This is a genomic window from Sulfitobacter geojensis (genome assembly GCF_000622325.1).
Classification (GTDB): domain Bacteria; phylum Pseudomonadota; class Alphaproteobacteria; order Rhodobacterales; family Rhodobacteraceae; genus Sulfitobacter; species Sulfitobacter geojensis.
On record NZ_JASE01000005.1, the window covers coordinates 3,434,270 to 3,450,863 of the forward strand.

The window sequence follows — 16,594 nt, forward strand, 5'->3', positions numbered from 1 at the left end:
CCCAGCTTACGCCCCCGCAGCGGCAATCTAAATCCCTGATCGCCTTGCCGCGACACCTGCCCGCGCCCTATAAGGGGGCAACCCCATTCAAAGGTGTCCCCATGTCCTTCGCACCCGCCGCTTTCACACATAAACATCTGCTCGGTATCGAACATCTGTCGCAAAGCGATATTACCGCGATCCTTGATCTGGCCGACAGCTATGCCGACCTGAACCGTCAGCCGTTGAAACACACCGATGCCTTGGCGGGGCTGACCCAGATCAACATGTTCTTCGAAAACTCGACCCGTACGCAGGCCAGCTTTGAAATCGCGGGCAAACGGCTCGGGGCGGATGTGATGAACATGGCGATGCAGGCCTCGTCGATCAAAAAGGGCGAGACCCTGATTGATACCGCCATGACATTGAATGCCATGCACCCTGATCTGCTGGTCGTGCGCCATCCGCAATCGGGGGCCGTCGATCTGTTGGCGCAAAAAGTGAACTGTGCGGTGCTGAACGCCGGTGACGGGCGCCATGAACACCCGACGCAAGCCTTGCTGGACGCGCTGACGATCCGCCGCGCCAAGGGGCGGTTGCACCGTCTGTCGATCGCGATTTGCGGTGATATCGCCCATTCACGTGTGGCACGTTCCAACATCATGCTGTTGGGCAAGATGGAAAACCGCATCCGGCTGATTGGCCCGCCCACGTTGATGCCCGCAGGCATCGCGGAATTCGGTGTCGAGGTGTTTGACGACATGGCAGAGGGGCTAAAAGACGTCGATGTCGTGATGATGCTGCGCCTGCAAAAGGAACGCATGGACGGCGGTTTCATCCCGTCCGAGCGCGAATATTACCATCGCTACGGGCTGGACGCGGACAAGCTGGCCCATGCCAAACCCGACGCCATCGTGATGCACCCCGGCCCGATGAACCGCGGGGTCGAGATTGACGGCACATTGGCCGATGACATCAACCGCAGCGTCATTCAGGATCAAGTCGAAATGGGCGTAGCCGTGCGCATGGCCGCAATGGACCTGTTGGCCCGAAACCTGCGCGCGCGCACGCCTGAAACGGTATAAAGGCGGATGGCAATCGACATTCCAACCGGCGAAACAGGCACAACGCGGGTGTTTTCGCTTTCAATGCCTGCGGCCCATGCCAAAGCCCTACAAGCCAGCAATGAGGCCCAGTTCGCAATTCTTGGTGTCGCGGCGCTGAACCCCGATGGTATCGAAGTGTTCCCCGTGTCCGATCTGGATGAAATCGGTCTTGCCGGTTATCTGCGGCAAGGTACCGACGCTGATGAAACGCAGATCAAGCGGGACGCGGCCAAGCTGCGCGCGCTCGATGGTTGGGTCATGCTGGTGCATTCATTGGCCTTCGGCGGCAACGCAATGCGCCTGACGCCTGATTCCGCGCTGACATTGATCGGCACCTACGCACAGCCCGCCGCGCCAAGCCAGCACGCCGGCATATCGGCGAAAGCCGCGCAACCCTATACGGGTGCCCCCGCCCCAAAAGCGGCCGCCCCCGACATGCAACGCCATAAATCACGGGCAATAGGGGCGTTGATCCTGCTTGCCGTTCTCATTCTGTGGTGGGCCGTTGGCTGACCCGTCACCCGAAAAAGGAAATCCCGATGGAAGACCCTAAAGACCCCAAGATGTCCGGCCGGATCGCAATGATCGCCTTGCTGGTGGCCTTTGGCATTGTGGGCATGATGTTGTGGATCGCCTGACCCCTGACGGGATCAGTTGGGCCCCGTCACGCCGCATTTTCCTGCGCCGTGTGGCGATTACTGCGGCGTTGACCTTTCTCGGGCTGGCCACGGTGGCACTGGTCTGCTCTGTCTATTTCGGATTGCCTCGCGCGTGGGGGTTTTGGGGCGCTGGCGTGCTTGCCTTGGGGTTCATGATCGAAGATCTGTTGCGCTGGCGTATACTGCGCAGTGATCTGTGGCAGATCAGCCAAGGACAGCTGATCTATGACGGGCCGGACGGGCGTTCGCAAATTTCGCTGTCCGACATCGACAGCGCAAGGGTGCAATGGGGCACCCGCGTTGTGATCACCCTGACCTCCGGCCAACGCATGTTGATGCGTCATCTGCCTTATGCTGCCGCCACTGCCGAACAGATCGAAACCGCCCGCGGCCCACGCCGCCCTTAACATCGCCTTGCCCCCCTTGGTTTAGGGGCGTTTTTCAGGCAAGAGACCTTAACCTGATCCAGACCAAAGGCCCGCCATGACGCTGTATCTTATCAACGCCCAGCTGATCGATCCCGAAGCAGGGGACATCATCACAGGCACAGTTCACATTGCGGATGGCAAGATTGCGCAGATCTGCGCCGCGGATGCCCCCCTGCCAGCAGGGGCAGAAGTGATTGACTGCAAAGGAAAATACCTTGCCCCCGGTATTGTCGACCTGGGTGTGAAAGTCTGCGAGCCCGGTGAGCGGCACAAAGAAAGCTATCGTTCGGCGGGTTTGGCCGCTGCCGCTGGCGGGGTCACCACCATGATCACGCGCCCCGACACCTCCCCCGCGATCGACAGCCCCGAAGTGTTGGAGTTCGTGACCCGCCGCGCCAACGAAGCATCGCCGGTGCATGTCGTGCCCATGGCCGCCCTTACCAAAGGACGGGACGGGCGTGAAATGACCGAGATCGGGTTCCTGATGGACGCCGGTGCTGCCGCTTTTACCGATTGCGACCATGTGATCACCGACACCAAGGTATTTGCCCGCGCCCTCACCTATGCCCGCAGTCTTGGCGCGCTTGTCATTGCCCATCCGCAGGAACCGGTCCTAAGCGCCGGTGCGGCCACGACGTCTGGCAAATTCGCCTCCCTGCGCGGTTTGCCCGCCGTGTCACCTATGGCCGAACGCATGGGGCTGGATCGCGATATTGCCCTGATCGAAATGACCGGTGCCAGATATCACGCCGACCAGATCACAACAGCGCGCGCTCTACCGGCGCTTGCGCGGGCGAAAGCCAACGGGTTGGATATTACCGCTGGTGTCGGCATCCACCACCTGACGTTGAATGCGCTGGATGTCGCGGACTACCGGACGTTTTTCAAACTGAAACCACCCTTGCGTGACGAGGATGACAGGATCGCGGTGGCCGAAGCGGTGGCAAGCGGGTTGATCGATATCATCTGTTCCATGCACACCCCGCAGGACGAAGAATCCAAACGCCTGCCGTTCGAGGAAGCTGCATCGGGCGCGGTTGGCCTTGAGACCCTGCTGCCCGCGGCCTTGCGTCTGGTGCATGCCGATCTGATGGACTTGCCGACACTTTGGCGCGCGATGTCCTTCAACCCCGCCAAACGGCTTGGCCTGCCCGGCGGTCGTATGGCCGAAGGGGCCCCCGCCGATCTGGTGCTATTTGACGCAAACGCGCCTTTTGTGATGGACCGCGCAACACTGCGGTCAAAATCGCGCAACACGCCGTTTGACGGGATGCGGATGCAAGGTAAGGTGCTTAGAACCTTTGTTTCCGGAACCTGCGTATTTGAGGGGCACTGATGCCGCCAATTGATTCTTCCCCCGTCATCCTGATCCTGTGGGCCGTTTTGGGCTATATCGCCGGTTCGATCCCTTTTGGCATGGTGCTTGCCCGTCTGATGGGCTTGGGCAACCTGCGCGATATCGGGTCGGGCAATATCGGGGCCACCAATGTCCTGCGCACCGGTAACAAAAAGGCCGCCGCGCTGACGTTGTTGTTTGATGCAGCAAAAGGTGCCGTTGTGGTGTTGCTGGCGCGCGCGCTTGCGGGCGAAGCGGCAGCGCAGCTTGCCGCCCTTGCTGCGATGTTGGGACATTGTTTTCCGGTTTGGTTGAAATTCAACGGCGGCAAAGGTGTCGCGACATTTCTTGGCATCATGCTGGCGCTGGCATGGCCCGTCGGGATCGGCTGCTGTCTGGCATGGCTGGTCGCGGTTGCCACCACACGGGTGTCGTCGATGGGCGCACTCGCCGCAGCATCAGTGTCAACGATGCTGCTGGTGATCCTGAACTTTGGCTACATGCTGATGCTGGGGATCGCGTTGACCCTGTTACTGTTCGTGCGCCATCGCGCTAATATCCACCGGATCAAAGCGGGCACCGAACCCAAAATCGGGCAAAAGTAGTGACCGCGCCCTATGCAGGCGCGAAACGCTGTTTCGAGGGTTTCTTCGCAATTTTGTTTGGGCAACCGCGCTCAAGGTTCTGACTGCCAAAATCGACTGACCGGCAGGCGCAGCCGTGAAAACACCGCTGCTCTGCCGGAACGATCCCTTAATAGCTGTAATCAGCGTAAATCTGGCTGATGTCGCCGTTCCACTTGCCGTGGTAATCGTCCAGCATTTCGTCGGCAGGCACTTTGCCCGTCTCAACGCTTTCTTTCAGCGCATTCAGGAAATGGGTTTCATCGGGCACCATCCCACCGGCACCTGCCTTGGCGCGGGCTTTCAGGCCCGCTTCGGACAGGGCGAGGGTTTCGCGGGCGATGTCGTGCATGTTAATGCCCGTGACCTTGGCCTGCAACCCGTCAACCGACGCGGCGGTGCGCAGGGCATCAAGCTGTGCAGGGGTCCAGTTCTTGACCAGATCCCACGCGCCATCCAGCGCGTCCTGATCATACATCAGGCCGACCCAGAACGCGGGCAAGGCGCACAGACGTCGCCAAGGACCGCCATCCGCACCGCGCATTTCGATGAATTTTTTCGCCCGTGCTTCGGGGAAGGCTGTGGTCAGGTGGTCGGCCCAATCGCTAAGGGTCGGCATCTCTCCGGGAAGGGCCGGCAATTTGCCCTGCATAAAGTCGCGGAACGACATGCCAAGTGCATCAATATATTTGCCATCGCGGTAGACGAAATACATCGGCACATCGAGCGCATATTGCACCCAGCGTTCAAACCCGAAGCCGTCTTCGAACACAAACGGCAGTGTGCCCGTGCGTGCCGCATCCAGATTGCGCCACACCATCGAGCGCAGTGATTTATAGCCGTTGGGCTTGCCCTCAAAAAACGGCGAGTTCGCAAACAGCGCGGTCGCCACAGATTGCAGCGCAATTGCAACGCGCATCTTCTGAACCATGTCGGCCTCTGACCCGAAGTCGAGGTTCACTTGAACCGTGCAAGTCCGGCGCATCATCACGCGGCCCATGGACCCGACGCGGCCCATGTAATCGTTCATCAGTTTGTAACGCCCCTTGGGCATCAAATCCATCTGCTCGTGCGTCCAGTCGGGCGCAGCACCAAGGCCGATCCAGCCTACACCGATCTCGTCCGCCACATCCTGCACTTCGCGCAGGTGGGTGTTCACCTCATCACAGGTTTCGTGAATCGTTTCGACCGGTGCGCCTGAAAGCTCAAGCTGCCCGCCCGGTTCAAGCGATACATTCGCCCCGTCTTTTTCAAGGCCGATCAACTTGCCGCCCTCTTCGACTGGTGCCCAGTTGTGGCGGTCGCGCAGACCTTCCAACATCACGCGGATCGAACGGTCGCCCTCATAGGGCAGCGGTTTCAACGTGTCTTTGCAATAGCCGAACTTCTCGTGCTCGGTGCCGATGCGCCAGTCGGCCTTGGGCTTACAGCCCTCCGCCAGATATTCGGCAAGCTGTTCGTGACGCTCGATCGGGCCTCCGCCTGATTGTGGAATAGACATGGGGAAAGGCTCCGAAATTGGTTAGAATTAGGGAAAGGGATGGTCGGATTTAGCAGGGGTGTCAATGGAGCAGTGTACCCGCAGACGGCGTTGTCGCGCGTTGCCAGATCACAACTGCGCCATGTGGTTCTGCGCGCAATGTATTAAGCATTTTCTCGGTGCGCAGACCGGGAAGTGCGGCGAAAGCATCAAACAGCGCGTCGGCACCAGCGGCATTGACGGGAATAAGCAGCGGCGGCTGGCCTTGCTGGCTCAGACGCCAATGGGCCGGAAACATGTTGCCCTCAAGCGTCAGCCGGTCCATTTCGCGCAGCGCCACGGTGCCGCCGGTCAAGGGGCCGAAATAGCTGATCTGCCCTTCATCCACCTGCACAGCCCCCGTGCCGCCATCAGGACCGCGAAACCGTCCGCGTTGGATGCCAAGCCACGTCAGCACCACACCACCACCAATCGCGCCATATCCTGGCACGGCCAACAGGAATCCCGGCCCCGAAACCAGCCAAACCCCGAACAAGGTTAGCAAAACACCGGCAAATGCTTCGCGCCAGCGCCAGACAGCCGCTTTTGCTTCAGGGCGAAAAAAGGTCATGCTCATGCCCAATCCCCCAAGGCCTGCTGCCAGATCGTCATCGCCGCAACTGCTGCTGTATCGGCCCGCAAGATGCGCGGCCCCAATGTCACAGCATCGGTAAAATCCGCTTTATGCAGCTTGGCCCGTTCGCGGTCTGAAAATCCGCCCTCGGGGCCAATCAGGATCGCCCAAGGGCCCGGCACCACTGGCAACCCGGATTGCGCCCCCGCCAGCGCCTCGTCACAGAACATGATCCGGCGCGAGGTGTCCCAGCTGTCCAGCAACCGGTCGAATTTCACCGCTTCGGCAACTTCGGGCACATATGTGCCGCCGCATTGCTCTGCTGCTTCGACTGCGTGGGCCTGCAAGCGGTCCCGCTGAACGCGGCCCGAATTGGTAAACTCGGTCATCACAGGCAGAATGCGCGCGGCCCCCATTTCGGCGGCTTTTTCGACGATAAAATCCGTGCGCGCCTTTTTGATCGGGGCGAACAGCAGCCACACATCCGGCGGCATCCGCAGGGGCCGCGTCTGTTCGACGCAGTGCAGCGTGCCCGCGCGCTTGCCCGCCTGCACAATTTCAGCCCGCCATTCCCCGTCGACACCGTTGAACAGCAACAGCTGCCCGCCAACGCTTTGCCGCATCACCCCGAAAAGGTAGTGTGCCTGCCCTTTGTCCAAAGGAACCGATTGCCCAACCCCCAAGGGGTGCTCTACATAAAGTCTGATCTTAGCGCTCATGAGACTGATATATGCAAGAGACACCCACATCACCAGATGCACCTGTCGCAGATGCGCAAACCGACAATTGGGTGGACCGCTATGCCCCCCCGTTTACGCGCCCCTATCTGCGCCTCAGCAGAGCTGACAGGCCCATTGGCACATGGCTGTTGTTGTTGCCCTGCTGGTGGGGACTGGCGCTGGCGATCCTTTATGATCAAAGCCCGCGCTGGGAGGATCTGTGGATTTTCATCGGTTGTGGCATCGGTGCGTTTCTGATGCGCGGAGCGGGATGCACCTGGAATGACATCACCGACCGCCATATCGACGGTCAGGTCGAACGCACGCGCTCGCGCCCCATTCCGTCGGGTCAGGTCAGCGTTGAAGCGGCTGTCGCGTGGATGGTTATCCAGACCCTGCTGGCCGCTGTGATTCTGTTCACCTTCAACACCGCCGCCATCGGGTTGGGGTTTCTGTCGCTGTTGCTGGTAACCATTTATCCCTTTGCCAAGCGGTTCACGTGGTGGCCGCAGGTGTTTTTGGGCTTGGCGTTCAACTGGGGTGCCCTGCTGGTCTGGACCGCGCATACCGGCATGCTGCATTCGCCGGCGATCCTGCTTTATGCAGGGGGCATCGCATGGACGCTGTTTTACGATACCATCTATGCCCATCAGGATACCGAAGATGACGCGCTGATCGGCGTGAAATCGACCGCCCGCCTGTTTGGCGAGGCGTCGCCGCAGTGGTTACGCCGCTTTTTGATGCTTACCGTCGGCCTTTTGGGACTGGCAGTGATCTTTAGCGCCATGCCCAATGCTTCGATCCTGGCGCTGGTGATTGCACTGGCGGGGCCTTGGGCGATGGGCTGGCATATGGCGTGGCAGCTGCGCGGGCTCGACATCAACAATGCCGCAAAGATGCTGCAATTGTTTCGCGCCAACCGCGACACAGGCATAATCCCGCTGTTGTTTTTTGCCGCAGCGCTTTTCGTGTGATTGCACCCCCGCCGCGCGGGGCGTATCAACGACCTAGTTCCAACGGGGTACAACCGATACATGCGTCTGTCTTCACTGCTTATCATTGCCATGACTTTCTTTGCCGCTGCTGTCGTGTCGCTTGTGGCGGCCAACTTCAGCGTGAAACTCATTGAAGAATCATCTGAAATCGGGGTCCGCGACGCGCTTGACGACGAAGGCATGACATGGGCCGAAGTACAGGCCGACGGCCTGCAGGTCACCCTAGCAGGGATCGCCCCCACCGAAGCCGTACGGTTCAAGGCTCTGACCACCGCAGGTTCAATCGTCGATGCCGCCCGCGTGATCGACCAAATGGAAGTCGAAGCGCAGGCCGCCATCGCACCGCCGCGCTTTTCCGCCGAGGTGCTGCGCAATGACAGCGGCATTTCCATCATCGGCCTGATCCCCACCACGTCCGACCGCGAAAGCGCCATCGAACGGTTTTCGGACATTGTCGGCAAGGACAATGTCGCCGATTTTCTGGAACAGGGCGATTACCCCGCGCCTGAAGGCTGGGAAGACGCACTGGCCTTTGCCCTGACAGCCATGACGCAACTGCCCCGTGCAAAAGCGTCAATAGAGGCCGGACGCGTGTCGATCACCGCGATCGCCGACAGCGCGGAAGCCAAGGCCGCGATGGAAAACAAACTAAACCGCAGCGTGCCTCCCAGTGTCGAACTGATGCTGGACATTGCCGCTCCGCGCCCAGTGTTGACGCCTTTCACCCTGCGTTTCCAAATCGACGAAGAAGGTGCGCGTTTCGACGCCTGCTCCGCTGATACAGACGCGGCGCGTACCCGTATTCTGGCCGCCGCGACCAAAGCGGGTGTCATCGGCACCGCCCGCTGCACGGTGGGCCTTGGCGTCCCAACACCACGCTGGGCTGACGCCGTAGAACAAGCCATCAACGCGGTAAAACAACTTGAGGGCGGGTCGGTCACTTTTGCCGACGCAGACATTACACTGGTCGCATTGGCCGGCAGCGATCAGGCCAATTTTGACCGGGTGGTTGGCGAGCTGGAGAACAGCCTGCCCGATGTGTTCGCCCTGCATTCAAAACTGCCCAAAGTGCTGGACCCCAACGAAGGCCCGCCCGAATTCACCGCCACCCTCAGCCCCGAAGGTCAGGTGCAACTGCGCGGCCGTGTCGTCGACGTGTCGATGCGCGAACTTGCCGAAAGCTATGCCAAGGCGCGGTTTGGATCTGACAAGGTCTATACCGCCGCTCGCGTTGCCGAAAACCTGCCCGCCGATTGGGCCCCGCGCGTTCTGACCGGTCTTGAGGCGCTTGCGGGTCTGAGCAATGGGTCGGTTACCGTAACGCCGACCGGTCTGTCCGTCACAGGCAATACCGGCAACCCCGACGCCAGCTCTGAAATCGCGGCGATGCTGGCGGGAAAACTGGGCGAAGGATCCGAATACGACATCGACGTCACCTATCAGGAAAAACTGGATCCAGTTCTGGGTCTGCCCAGCCCCGATCAATGCGAAGCAGAGATTGGCGAAGTCCTGAAAACCGGCAAGATCAACTTTGAACCGGGGTCGGCCACCATCGACGCCTCGGCACTTGGCATCATGGACGAAATCGCGGAAATTCTGAAACGATGCGGTGATATTCCATTGGAAATCCAAGGCTATACCGACAGTCAGGGCCGCGAGGAAATGAACCTCGCCCTCAGCGAAAGCCGTGCCCAATCGGTTCTAAACGAACTGCGCGCCCGTCAGGTTCTGACCGGCACATTTACCGCCAAAGGCTTTGGCGAAGAGAACGCGATCGCCGACAACAGCACCGAAGCCGGCCGCGAAGCGAACCGCCGCATCGAATTCCGCCTGATCCGTCCGAATACTGTTGCAACACCAGAGCAAACAACGCTGGAATCTATCGCGCAATCAGGCGATACAGACGGCGAAACGACAGAGCAGGGCAGCGCAGATGAGTAGAACCGAATTCGTCCTCGCGACGGCAATTATCCTATTTGTTGCCTTCTGTCTGGGGTGGTTCGCCAACTGGTTGCTGCACCGCTTTACCCGCGTCGCCGCGGGCGATGTGGCCCAGCTTGACCGGATGAGTCAGGAACTCCACGAAGCGGAAGAAACCCGCGATCAGGCGATCACCTATCTGCAACAACGCGAGGCAGAGCTGACCAACCAGCTGGCCCAGACCGAAGCAGAGCTTGGTGCCGCCATGGAAGGTCTGCGCGATGCCCGTCGTGAGGCCGAAGAGCTGCGCGGTTATATCGAAAAACAGTCCGCCCCCGCCGGCGAAGTCTTTTCAAGCAAACGCTAGGCCAGCTACCAACGCTTCAAGGCATCCTCGTCAACAGCTTTCGACGCAACCCAATCCGCGCCCGCTGCTGTAATCTCGCGCTTCCAGAACGGTGCGCGTGACTTCAGGTAGTCCATCAGGAACTCCGCCCCTTCAAAGGCGCTTTTACGGTGGCGCGCTGCGGTGGCCACCATCATGATCATTTCACCGGGCAACAAACGCCCATAGCGGTGAATAACAAGCGCATCACCCAATTCAAAACGCGTGACCGCTTGCGTCGCAATTTCGCTTAACGCCGCTTCGGTCATACCGGGGTAATGCTCGATCTCCATGGCTTCCAAAGGATCATCGGGCAAATCGCGCACCACACCGGTGAACGTCACAATCGCACCCATGTCCTTGCGCCCGCTGGCAAATGCGGCGCTTTCGGCCCCCAGATCAAAGGGCTGTTCCTGCACTGAAATCCGCATGTGTCAGCCGCCCGTCATCGGGGGAAAAAACGCAACCTCGCGTGCGCCTGCAAGCGGGGCATCGAAATCCGTCAACTTTTGATCAACCGCCACCCTCAGCGCTGAAATATCCGAAAACGCCATCGCATAGCGTTCTTCACGCGCCTTCAATTCCGCGACCAATCCGGCCACAGTCGATGCCTCTGTCTCGATGGTCTCGCGCGGCAAACCGATGCGTTCACGCACCCAGGCGAAATACAAGATATCCATCAGCGCCCTTCTTTCAAATGCGGCATGGCCTTGGCCAGATAATCAACACCGGTGATCGCCGTCAGCGCAGCGGCCACCCACAACAACCACAACCCGATCCGCCCGGACCATTCCATGCCCAACAACTTCCATCCCAGTCCCAACACATCTTCTTGCGATCCATCCAGCACGGCAGCGATCATATCATCATCCATGCCAAAAACCGACATGCCCAGATAATGCTCGAACACGCCCTGACTGAACAGAACGGCTATCGCCGTCATCTGGAATGTTGTTTTCCATTTGGCCAGCTGGGTTACCTTCAGCGTACCAGCGACATCCCCTAAAAACTCGCGTAGCCCAGACACAAATACCTCGCGGAACAAGATCACGGTCGCCGGCAACACCAACCACGGTGACCAACTGGAGAATGCGACGATCACCATCAAGGCAATCACCACCATCGCTTTGTCCGCAATCGGATCCAACATCGCGCCCAGTTTGGTTTCCTGCTTCCATGCCCGCGCAAGATAACCGTCAAACCAATCGGTGATGGCTGCTGATACAAACAGCAACAACGCAAACCAGTCCGCATAAGGTCTTGTGAAATATAGAAACATCACCGCGACCATTGGGGCGGCGATCAAACGCATCAGCGTCAGGATATTTGGCAGGTTCCACTTCATACCCGCACCCTACAGCGCCAGCCGCCCATGTAAAAGCACCAACGCCCCTCCTCTTTTTGGCCCTATATACTGTCCGCACTCTCGTGCTCCGCACAGGCCAGTTATAGCCCCCCGCTTAGCCGCGTTCATGAAAATACGCATAAATCGTTTCCGCCAAAGCATCCGATACCCCGTCTACCGCCTTGAGATCCGAAAGGTTCGCCCGCCCGACCGCCTTGGCCGACCCGAAATGCGCCAACAACGCCCGTTTCCGGGCCGCCCCGACACCGGGCACATCATCAAGCGGCGTCGCGCCCACCGCCTTGGCGCGTTTTGCACGGTGGGTGCCAATCGCAAACCGGTGCGCCTCGTCGCGCATCCGTTGCACAAAATACAGCACCGGATCATTGTGCCGCAGGGCCATGGGTCGTTTGCCGACACGGTGGAATTCCTCCTTGCCCGCATCGCGGTCGACACCTTTTGCTACACCGACCATCGGAATGTCCTCCACCCCGTATTCGCGCATGATCGACGCAACAGCAGAAACCTGCCCTGCCCCGCCGTCGATCAACAGCAAGTCCGGCCAATGCCCCTCCGTGCGGTCGGGGTCTTCCTTCAACAACCGTTTGAACCGGCGCTGCAGCACCTCTTTCATCATGCCAAAGTCATCACCGGGGGTTAGGTCGTCACCGCGAATATTAAATTTGCGGTACTGGTTCTTCATCATACCGTCCGGCCCCGCCACCACCATCGCCCCGACAGCATTGGTGCCCTGAATATGCGAGTTGTCGTAGACTTCTATCCGGGCGGGTGGCCCGGACAGGTCAAAGGCATCGGCAAGACCTTTCAGAAGCTTGGTCTGTGTTGCGGTTTCAGCCATCTTGCGGGCCAGCGATTCGCGGGCGTTGCGCAGCGCTCCGTCGACCAATTCTGCCTTTTCACCGCGTTGCGGCACAAGCAATTCAACCTTGCGTCCCAGCTTGCCCGACAAGGCATCCGCCATCAGGTCGGGGTTTTCAATCTGGTTGCTCAGGATCAACTGTGGCGGCGGATCGCGCTGGTCGTAGAACTGACCGATAAAGGCCTCCAACACCTCGGCCGCGTCCACATCCGCCCCCACGCGGGGATAGTAATCCTTGTTGCCCCAGTTCTGGTTGGCGCGAATGAAAAACACCTGAACACAGGCCTGCCCGTCCTGCATGTGCAGCGCAATGACGTCCGCTTCCGACACACCCTTGGGGTTGATGCCCTGCGCAGTCTGCACTTGCGTCAAGGCCTTGATCCGGTCACGCAAGGCGGCCGCGCGTTCAAACTCCATCTCCTCCGAAGCCGCGTTCATCTCGCTTGCCAGACGGGCCTGAATATCCGTGGTCTTGCCGCCAAGAAAACGCTGCGCATCGGTGACTGTCTGGCGGTATTCTTCGGGACTGATCTTGCCTACGCAAGGGGCGGAACAGCGTTTGATCTGATGCTGTAAACAGGGCCGCGTGCGGCTTTCGAACATGGCGTTGGAACAATCGCGCAGCAGAAAAACCCGCTGTAACTGGTTGAGCGTCCTGTTCACCGCACCCGCGCTGGCGAAGGGGCCATAATATGCGCCCTTTTCCTTTTTCGCGCCGCGATGTTTTTTGATCTGTGGAAATCCGTGATCCGTCGTCACCAGAATGTTCGGAAAACTTTTGTCATCGCGCAACAACACATTGTACTTGGGCTTGAGCTGCTTGATCAGGTTTTGCTCAAGCAACAGCGCTTCGGTCTCTGTTTTTGTGGTCAGAAACATCATCGAGACGGTGTTCGCAATCATCCGCGAAATTCGGGCTGAATGCCCCGCTGGGCGCGCATAATTACTGACCCGCGCCCGCAGGTTGCGCGCCTTGCCAACGTAAAGCACACGGCTTTCGCTATCGAGCATCCGGTACACACCGGGGGAGCTGTCCAGCGTTTTGAGGTAGCTCTGGATCACCGTGTGACCCTGGGGCTGTGTCTGGGGTTGATCCGTCATGGGCCGCCTGATTCTCTGTTCGTGCTGCACTAAGATGGTTGCGGTAACAAGTGGTAAGCTTTCCACTGATCCTGTGGATAACTCTGCGGGTAAGTTTGGGTGGGCCGGAAATTATTGTTGTATTTAACAGACTTCTCTGGAATGCCTAAATTTTAGGCACACACCCAAGTGTCTGAATTTTAGTAATAATTTATTAACACCTTTCCAACCCCCTGAAAACATGGGGCTTATTGTAACAGAATTGTGTCTCCCTCGCTGGCCCGTGCAGAACTCTGTCTCCGGCACCCTACTCCACGCCGACAATATCCGGTGTTTGCCACCCAAGATGCTGCCCGCCATCCACACAAAGCAATTGTCCGGTCACCGCCGGCGCATCCAGAAAATAGCCGAGCGCTGCGGTGATGTCTGCCGGATTCGCCCCCCGTTCCAATGTCGTGTTTGCCCGCTGGTTGGCAAAATGTTCGTCCGACTGGCGGGCCCCCTGCAGTGTCGGCCCCGGTCCGATCGCGTTGACACGGATCGCAGGGGCCAGCGCGCGGGCTGTGGTCTGGGTCATCGCCCAAAGGCCCATTTTCGCTAGGGTATAGGTCATGAACTCCGGCGTCAGCTTGCGCACTCGTTGATCCACCATATTCAGGATCAAGCCTGCGGCCTGCGGCTCTCCGGAGGCGTCGGCAACAGGCTGTAACCCTTGCGCGGCCATGGCTTGGGTCAACACGAAAGGCGCACGCAGATTGCTGCCCATGTGCCGGTCCCAACTGTCGCGCGTCGCACTTGTGACCGTATCATATTCAAAGATCGAGGCGTTGTTGACCAAACAGGTGATTGGTCCGCCCAAGGCCTCAACCGCGCGTTCAAACAGTGCCGATGCCGCATCATCGTCCAGCAGGTCGGCCTGCAAGGCAACTGCGTTACGCCCCAAGGCCTTGATGTCCTGCACAACCGCTTCGGCACCATCTGCGCTGCTCGCATAATGCACTGCCACATCATACCCGCGCTGCGCGAGGTAAAGCGCCATCGCAGCCCCAAGACGGTGGCCTGCGCCTGTAACAACTGCGCGTCCCATCCGCATTCTCCTTAGATCAGAACAACAACCAGATAGAGTGCATATAGGGCAGTTAGGATAACCCCCCAGACCCGTGTGATGTCACGCTTGAGAAAAACAAACGGGATCAGCAACAGGGAAGCGCCCAGCATGACCCAAAGGTCAAACTGCAGGAATTCAGGATCGACATTGATCGGGCCCACCAGACTGGCAATGCCGATGATCGCCAGAAGGTTGAACATATTCGACCCGATAACACTGCCCAAAACAACATCGGCCTGCCGGCGCAACGCGGCCATCACGGTTGTCGCGAGTTCGGGCAGCGAGGTACCGATGGCCACCAGCGTCAATCCGATCACTGTGTCACTCACGCCATAGGCCTGTGCGATGATCGTCGCGTTGTCCACCAAAAGCCCCGCCCCGACCGGCAAGCCGACCAGACCAAGGATCAGGAACACAATAATCTGCCACGTGGGCATGCTTGGGTCGGCACCTTCGGGTTCGTCCATGTCATCCGCGCCGCAGCGACGGTGATTGCGGGCGTCACGCAACTGATCCAGAAGCACATAGCCCAAAGCGCCCAACAGAACGAGGCCGGCAAGCCAGTCAAACACGCCGCGAAAGGCCAGCCCAATGAACAACAAGGTAGCCGCGATCATGAAGTTATAGGTTTTGCGCGTTGCGCATTCCGATGTGTGCATGGTGGCCAGCAGCGCGGGAATACCCAGAACCAGCAGGATGTTCGCCGTATTCGATCCGACCACGTTCCCGAGCGCAAGGCCGGGTGCATTATCAAGGATCGCTTTGATCGAAATCAGCAATTCAGGCGCCGAGGTCCCGAAAGCCACAATCGTCAAGCTGACGATCAGCGCCGGAATTCCCAGTCGCAGCGCAAGATTAACCGCACCTTTGACCAGTGCATCCCCTGCCAAAAGCAGGATAACCAACCCCAACCCGGACAGAACCCATGGCATCAACATCAGCCTTTACCCCCACAGGCGCAGGGCCCTTTACCAATTCGAAAACGTCCGCAGGCACCGCATTTGGTCTGTTTCAAACGGGTAGATCCCAGCCAGTGCATTTTGCCAAACCACGCCAAAACACCCATAAACACCAGAAACAATAGAACTATTTTAGCGACCATTCGTTACAGACCAAACCGCGCATAAGCTGCGCGTTCCTCAATACCATGCACCGCGTCCTGCACCACCTGCGCCGAAAAACGTGACAGCAACCCGCGCTTCGGCGAATAGTCGCGAAACCGCACTTTTTTGCCGAAACGTTCTTTCATCATCGGTTTCAGATGGCCAATGCCGTCGATCAAACCCAGTTCGCTTGCACGCTTGGCCAGCCAGATTTCTCCGGTGAACAAATCCTGATCGTCAGGCAATTTGCCCGCACGCCGTGCAGCAATATGGTCTTTGAAATTCACGTGGATGTCTTCAAGCAACGTCTTTAACCGTGCCACATCATCGGGGTTTGCGGGGCGGAACGGATCCAGCATGCTTTTGGAGTCACCGGCCGTATAAACGCGCCGCTCAATGCCGTAACTCTTGATAAATTCATCAAGCCCGAACGACGCCGAAATCACTCCGATAGACCCGACAACGGATGATGGATCCGCGTAGATTTCGTCTGCTGCCGCAGCAAGCCAATACCCGCCGGACGCCGCCACATCTTCGACAAAGGCGATGACGGGAATTTGCTTTTCCTCAGCCAGACGCCGGATGCGTGCACCGATCAACGATGATTGCACAGGGCTGCCACCGGGTGAGTTTATCTCCAACGCCACCGCAACGGGTTTGCCTTTGGAAAACGCCCTTTCGATCACCGGCCCCAGCGTGGCGTCATTCAACACCCCGCGTCCCTGCCCTCCGATCGTACCAGCGAGGCGGATCACAGCAACAGTCGGGTCAGATTTCAGGAAAGGCAGCCAGTTTTTCATGTAACCTCATGTAGAGCGCACAGCCTGTGCAAACA

18 protein-coding genes are annotated in these 16,594 nt (G+C 58.9%); 8 read left to right on the forward strand and 10 right to left on the reverse strand.

Annotation, left to right across the window (positions count from 1 at the left end):
* Positions 1 to 101 precede the first annotated feature (101 nt).
* From Z947_RS0118785 to plsY, 5 genes are all read left to right on the forward strand, one after another.
* Entirely contained in the window at positions 102 to 1,064 is a 963-nt protein-coding gene (locus Z947_RS0118785; RefSeq protein ID WP_025045825.1) for an aspartate carbamoyltransferase catalytic subunit, read from the forward strand.
* A gap of 6 nt (positions 1,065 to 1,070) precedes the next feature.
* A complete protein-coding gene (locus Z947_RS0118790) occupies positions 1,071 to 1,598 on the forward strand; it encodes a hypothetical protein (protein ID WP_025045826.1) in 528 nt (175 codons plus the stop codon).
* A gap of 112 nt (positions 1,599 to 1,710) precedes the next feature.
* A complete protein-coding gene (locus Z947_RS0118800) occupies positions 1,711 to 2,151 on the forward strand; it encodes a hypothetical protein (protein WP_025045827.1) in 441 nt (146 codons plus the stop codon).
* 76 nt (positions 2,152 to 2,227) lie between these two features.
* Positions 2,228 to 3,508: a dihydroorotase gene (gene pyrC, locus Z947_RS0118805; protein ID WP_025045828.1), complete on the forward strand. Its 1,281-nt coding sequence runs from the start codon at positions 2,228 to 2,230 to the stop codon at positions 3,506 to 3,508.
* Positions 3,508 to 4,113 (forward strand): glycerol-3-phosphate 1-O-acyltransferase PlsY, encoded by a 606-nt coding sequence (plsY, locus tag Z947_RS0118810; protein ID WP_025045829.1) that lies wholly within the window; start codon positions 3,508 to 3,510, stop codon positions 4,111 to 4,113. Before pyrC ends, plsY begins: the two co-directional genes overlap by 1 nt.
* A gap of 148 nt (positions 4,114 to 4,261) precedes the next feature.
* Here plsY and Z947_RS0118815 read toward each other — a convergent pair whose 3' ends face one another.
* The 3 genes from Z947_RS0118815 to Z947_RS0118825 form a co-directional block, all read right to left on the reverse strand.
* Positions 4,262 to 5,632: a glutamate--cysteine ligase gene (locus Z947_RS0118815; RefSeq protein ID WP_025045830.1), complete on the reverse strand. Its 1,371-nt coding sequence runs from the start codon at positions 5,630 to 5,632 to the stop codon at positions 4,262 to 4,264.
* A 61-nt stretch (positions 5,633 to 5,693) separates the two neighbouring features.
* The gene (locus Z947_RS0118820) at positions 5,694 to 6,221 is read right to left on the reverse strand and encodes a hypothetical protein (RefSeq protein ID WP_025045831.1); all 528 of its coding nucleotides are present in this window, start codon (positions 6,219 to 6,221) and stop codon (positions 5,694 to 5,696) included.
* Positions 6,222 to 6,223: 2 nt separating this feature from the next.
* A complete protein-coding gene (locus Z947_RS0118825) occupies positions 6,224 to 6,943 on the reverse strand; it encodes a 16S rRNA (uracil(1498)-N(3))-methyltransferase (protein WP_025045832.1) in 720 nt (239 codons plus the stop codon).
* Between the two features lie 11 nt (positions 6,944 to 6,954).
* Here Z947_RS0118825 and ubiA point away from each other — a divergent pair, with 11 nt between their 5' ends.
* From ubiA to Z947_RS0118840, 3 genes are read left to right on the forward strand one after another with little or no spacing between them, the layout of a single operon-like run.
* Positions 6,955 to 7,917 (forward strand): 4-hydroxybenzoate octaprenyltransferase, encoded by a 963-nt coding sequence (gene ubiA, locus Z947_RS0118830; RefSeq protein WP_025045833.1) that lies wholly within the window; start codon positions 6,955 to 6,957, stop codon positions 7,915 to 7,917.
* A gap of 60 nt (positions 7,918 to 7,977) precedes the next feature.
* Positions 7,978 to 9,879, forward strand: coding sequence for an OmpA family protein (locus Z947_RS0118835; RefSeq protein WP_025045834.1), 1,902 nt, complete (start codon positions 7,978 to 7,980; stop codon positions 9,877 to 9,879).
* Positions 9,872 to 10,225, forward strand: a complete 354-nt coding sequence (locus Z947_RS0118840; protein WP_025045835.1) for a hypothetical protein — start codon at positions 9,872 to 9,874, stop codon at positions 10,223 to 10,225. Before Z947_RS0118835 ends, Z947_RS0118840 begins: the two co-directional genes overlap by 8 nt.
* Before the next feature lie 5 nt (positions 10,226 to 10,230).
* On the opposite strand, the gene Z947_RS0118845 is transcribed toward Z947_RS0118840, so the two are convergent.
* The 7 genes from Z947_RS0118845 to Z947_RS0118875 all read right to left on the reverse strand — a co-directional run bounded on the left by Z947_RS0118845 (position 10,231) and on the right by Z947_RS0118875 (position 16,559).
* Positions 10,231 to 10,674 carry a molybdenum cofactor biosynthesis protein MoaE gene (locus Z947_RS0118845; protein WP_025045836.1) on the reverse strand — a complete coding sequence of 148 codons (444 nt, stop codon included), beginning with the start codon at positions 10,672 to 10,674 and terminating at the stop codon, positions 10,231 to 10,233.
* Between the two features lie 3 nt (positions 10,675 to 10,677).
* Positions 10,678 to 10,923: a molybdopterin converting factor subunit 1 gene (moaD, locus tag Z947_RS0118850; protein WP_025045837.1), complete on the reverse strand. Its 246-nt coding sequence runs from the start codon at positions 10,921 to 10,923 to the stop codon at positions 10,678 to 10,680.
* Positions 10,923 to 11,588, reverse strand: coding sequence for a CDP-diacylglycerol--glycerol-3-phosphate 3-phosphatidyltransferase (pgsA, locus tag Z947_RS0118855; RefSeq protein ID WP_025045838.1), 666 nt, complete (start codon positions 11,586 to 11,588; stop codon positions 10,923 to 10,925). The genes moaD and pgsA overlap by 1 nt, the downstream gene beginning before the upstream one ends.
* Before the next feature lie 115 nt (positions 11,589 to 11,703).
* Positions 11,704 to 13,569 carry an excinuclease ABC subunit UvrC gene (gene uvrC, locus Z947_RS0118860; RefSeq protein WP_025045839.1) on the reverse strand — a complete coding sequence of 622 codons (1,866 nt, stop codon included), beginning with the start codon at positions 13,567 to 13,569 and terminating at the stop codon, positions 11,704 to 11,706.
* A 286-nt stretch (positions 13,570 to 13,855) separates the two neighbouring features.
* Entirely contained in the window at positions 13,856 to 14,635 is a 780-nt protein-coding gene (locus tag Z947_RS0118865) for an SDR family oxidoreductase (RefSeq protein WP_025045840.1), read from the reverse strand.
* Between the two features lie 11 nt (positions 14,636 to 14,646).
* Positions 14,647 to 15,588: a calcium/sodium antiporter gene (locus Z947_RS0118870; protein WP_037939760.1), complete on the reverse strand. Its 942-nt coding sequence runs from the start codon at positions 15,586 to 15,588 to the stop codon at positions 14,647 to 14,649.
* Positions 15,589 to 15,761: 173 nt separating this feature from the next.
* Positions 15,762 to 16,559 carry a S49 family peptidase gene (locus Z947_RS0118875; protein ID WP_025045842.1) on the reverse strand — a complete coding sequence of 266 codons (798 nt, stop codon included), beginning with the start codon at positions 16,557 to 16,559 and terminating at the stop codon, positions 15,762 to 15,764.
* Between the last annotated feature and the right edge of the window lie 35 nt (positions 16,560 to 16,594).

Coding starts and splice junctions, on each gene's coding strand:
- Z947_RS0118825 (WP_025045832.1), bottom strand. CDS start 6,943: ATGAGCGCTAAGATCAGACTTTATGTAGAGCACCCCTTGGGGGTTGGG.
- pgsA (WP_025045838.1), bottom strand. CDS start 11,588: ATGAAGTGGAACCTGCCAAATATCCTGACGCTGATGCGTTTGATCGCC.
- plsY (WP_025045829.1), top strand. CDS start 3,508: ATGCCGCCAATTGATTCTTCCCCCGTCATCCTGATCCTGTGGGCCGTT.
- Z947_RS0118840 (WP_025045835.1), top strand. CDS start 9,872: ATGAGTAGAACCGAATTCGTCCTCGCGACGGCAATTATCCTATTTGTT.
- Z947_RS0118790 (WP_025045826.1), top strand. CDS start 1,071: ATGGCAATCGACATTCCAACCGGCGAAACAGGCACAACGCGGGTGTTT.
- Z947_RS0118785 (WP_025045825.1), top strand. CDS start 102: ATGTCCTTCGCACCCGCCGCTTTCACACATAAACATCTGCTCGGTATC.
- ubiA (WP_025045833.1), top strand. CDS start 6,955: ATGCAAGAGACACCCACATCACCAGATGCACCTGTCGCAGATGCGCAA.
- Z947_RS0118865 (WP_025045840.1), bottom strand. CDS start 14,635: ATGGGACGCGCAGTTGTTACAGGCGCAGGCCACCGTCTTGGGGCTGCG.
- Z947_RS0118875 (WP_025045842.1), bottom strand. CDS start 16,559: ATGAAAAACTGGCTGCCTTTCCTGAAATCTGACCCGACTGTTGCTGTG.
- Z947_RS0118815 (WP_025045830.1), bottom strand. CDS start 5,632: ATGTCTATTCCACAATCAGGCGGAGGCCCGATCGAGCGTCACGAACAG.
- Z947_RS0118870 (WP_037939760.1), bottom strand. CDS start 15,588: ATGCCATGGGTTCTGTCCGGGTTGGGGTTGGTTATCCTGCTTTTGGCA.
- uvrC (WP_025045839.1), bottom strand. CDS start 13,569: ATGACGGATCAACCCCAGACACAGCCCCAGGGTCACACGGTGATCCAG.
- moaD (WP_025045837.1), bottom strand. CDS start 10,923: ATGGATATCTTGTATTTCGCCTGGGTGCGTGAACGCATCGGTTTGCCG.
- Z947_RS0118835 (WP_025045834.1), top strand. CDS start 7,978: ATGCGTCTGTCTTCACTGCTTATCATTGCCATGACTTTCTTTGCCGCT.
- Z947_RS0118845 (WP_025045836.1), bottom strand. CDS start 10,674: ATGCGGATTTCAGTGCAGGAACAGCCCTTTGATCTGGGGGCCGAAAGC.
- pyrC (WP_025045828.1), top strand. CDS start 2,228: ATGACGCTGTATCTTATCAACGCCCAGCTGATCGATCCCGAAGCAGGG.
- Z947_RS0118820 (WP_025045831.1), bottom strand. CDS start 6,221: ATGACCTTTTTTCGCCCTGAAGCAAAAGCGGCTGTCTGGCGCTGGCGC.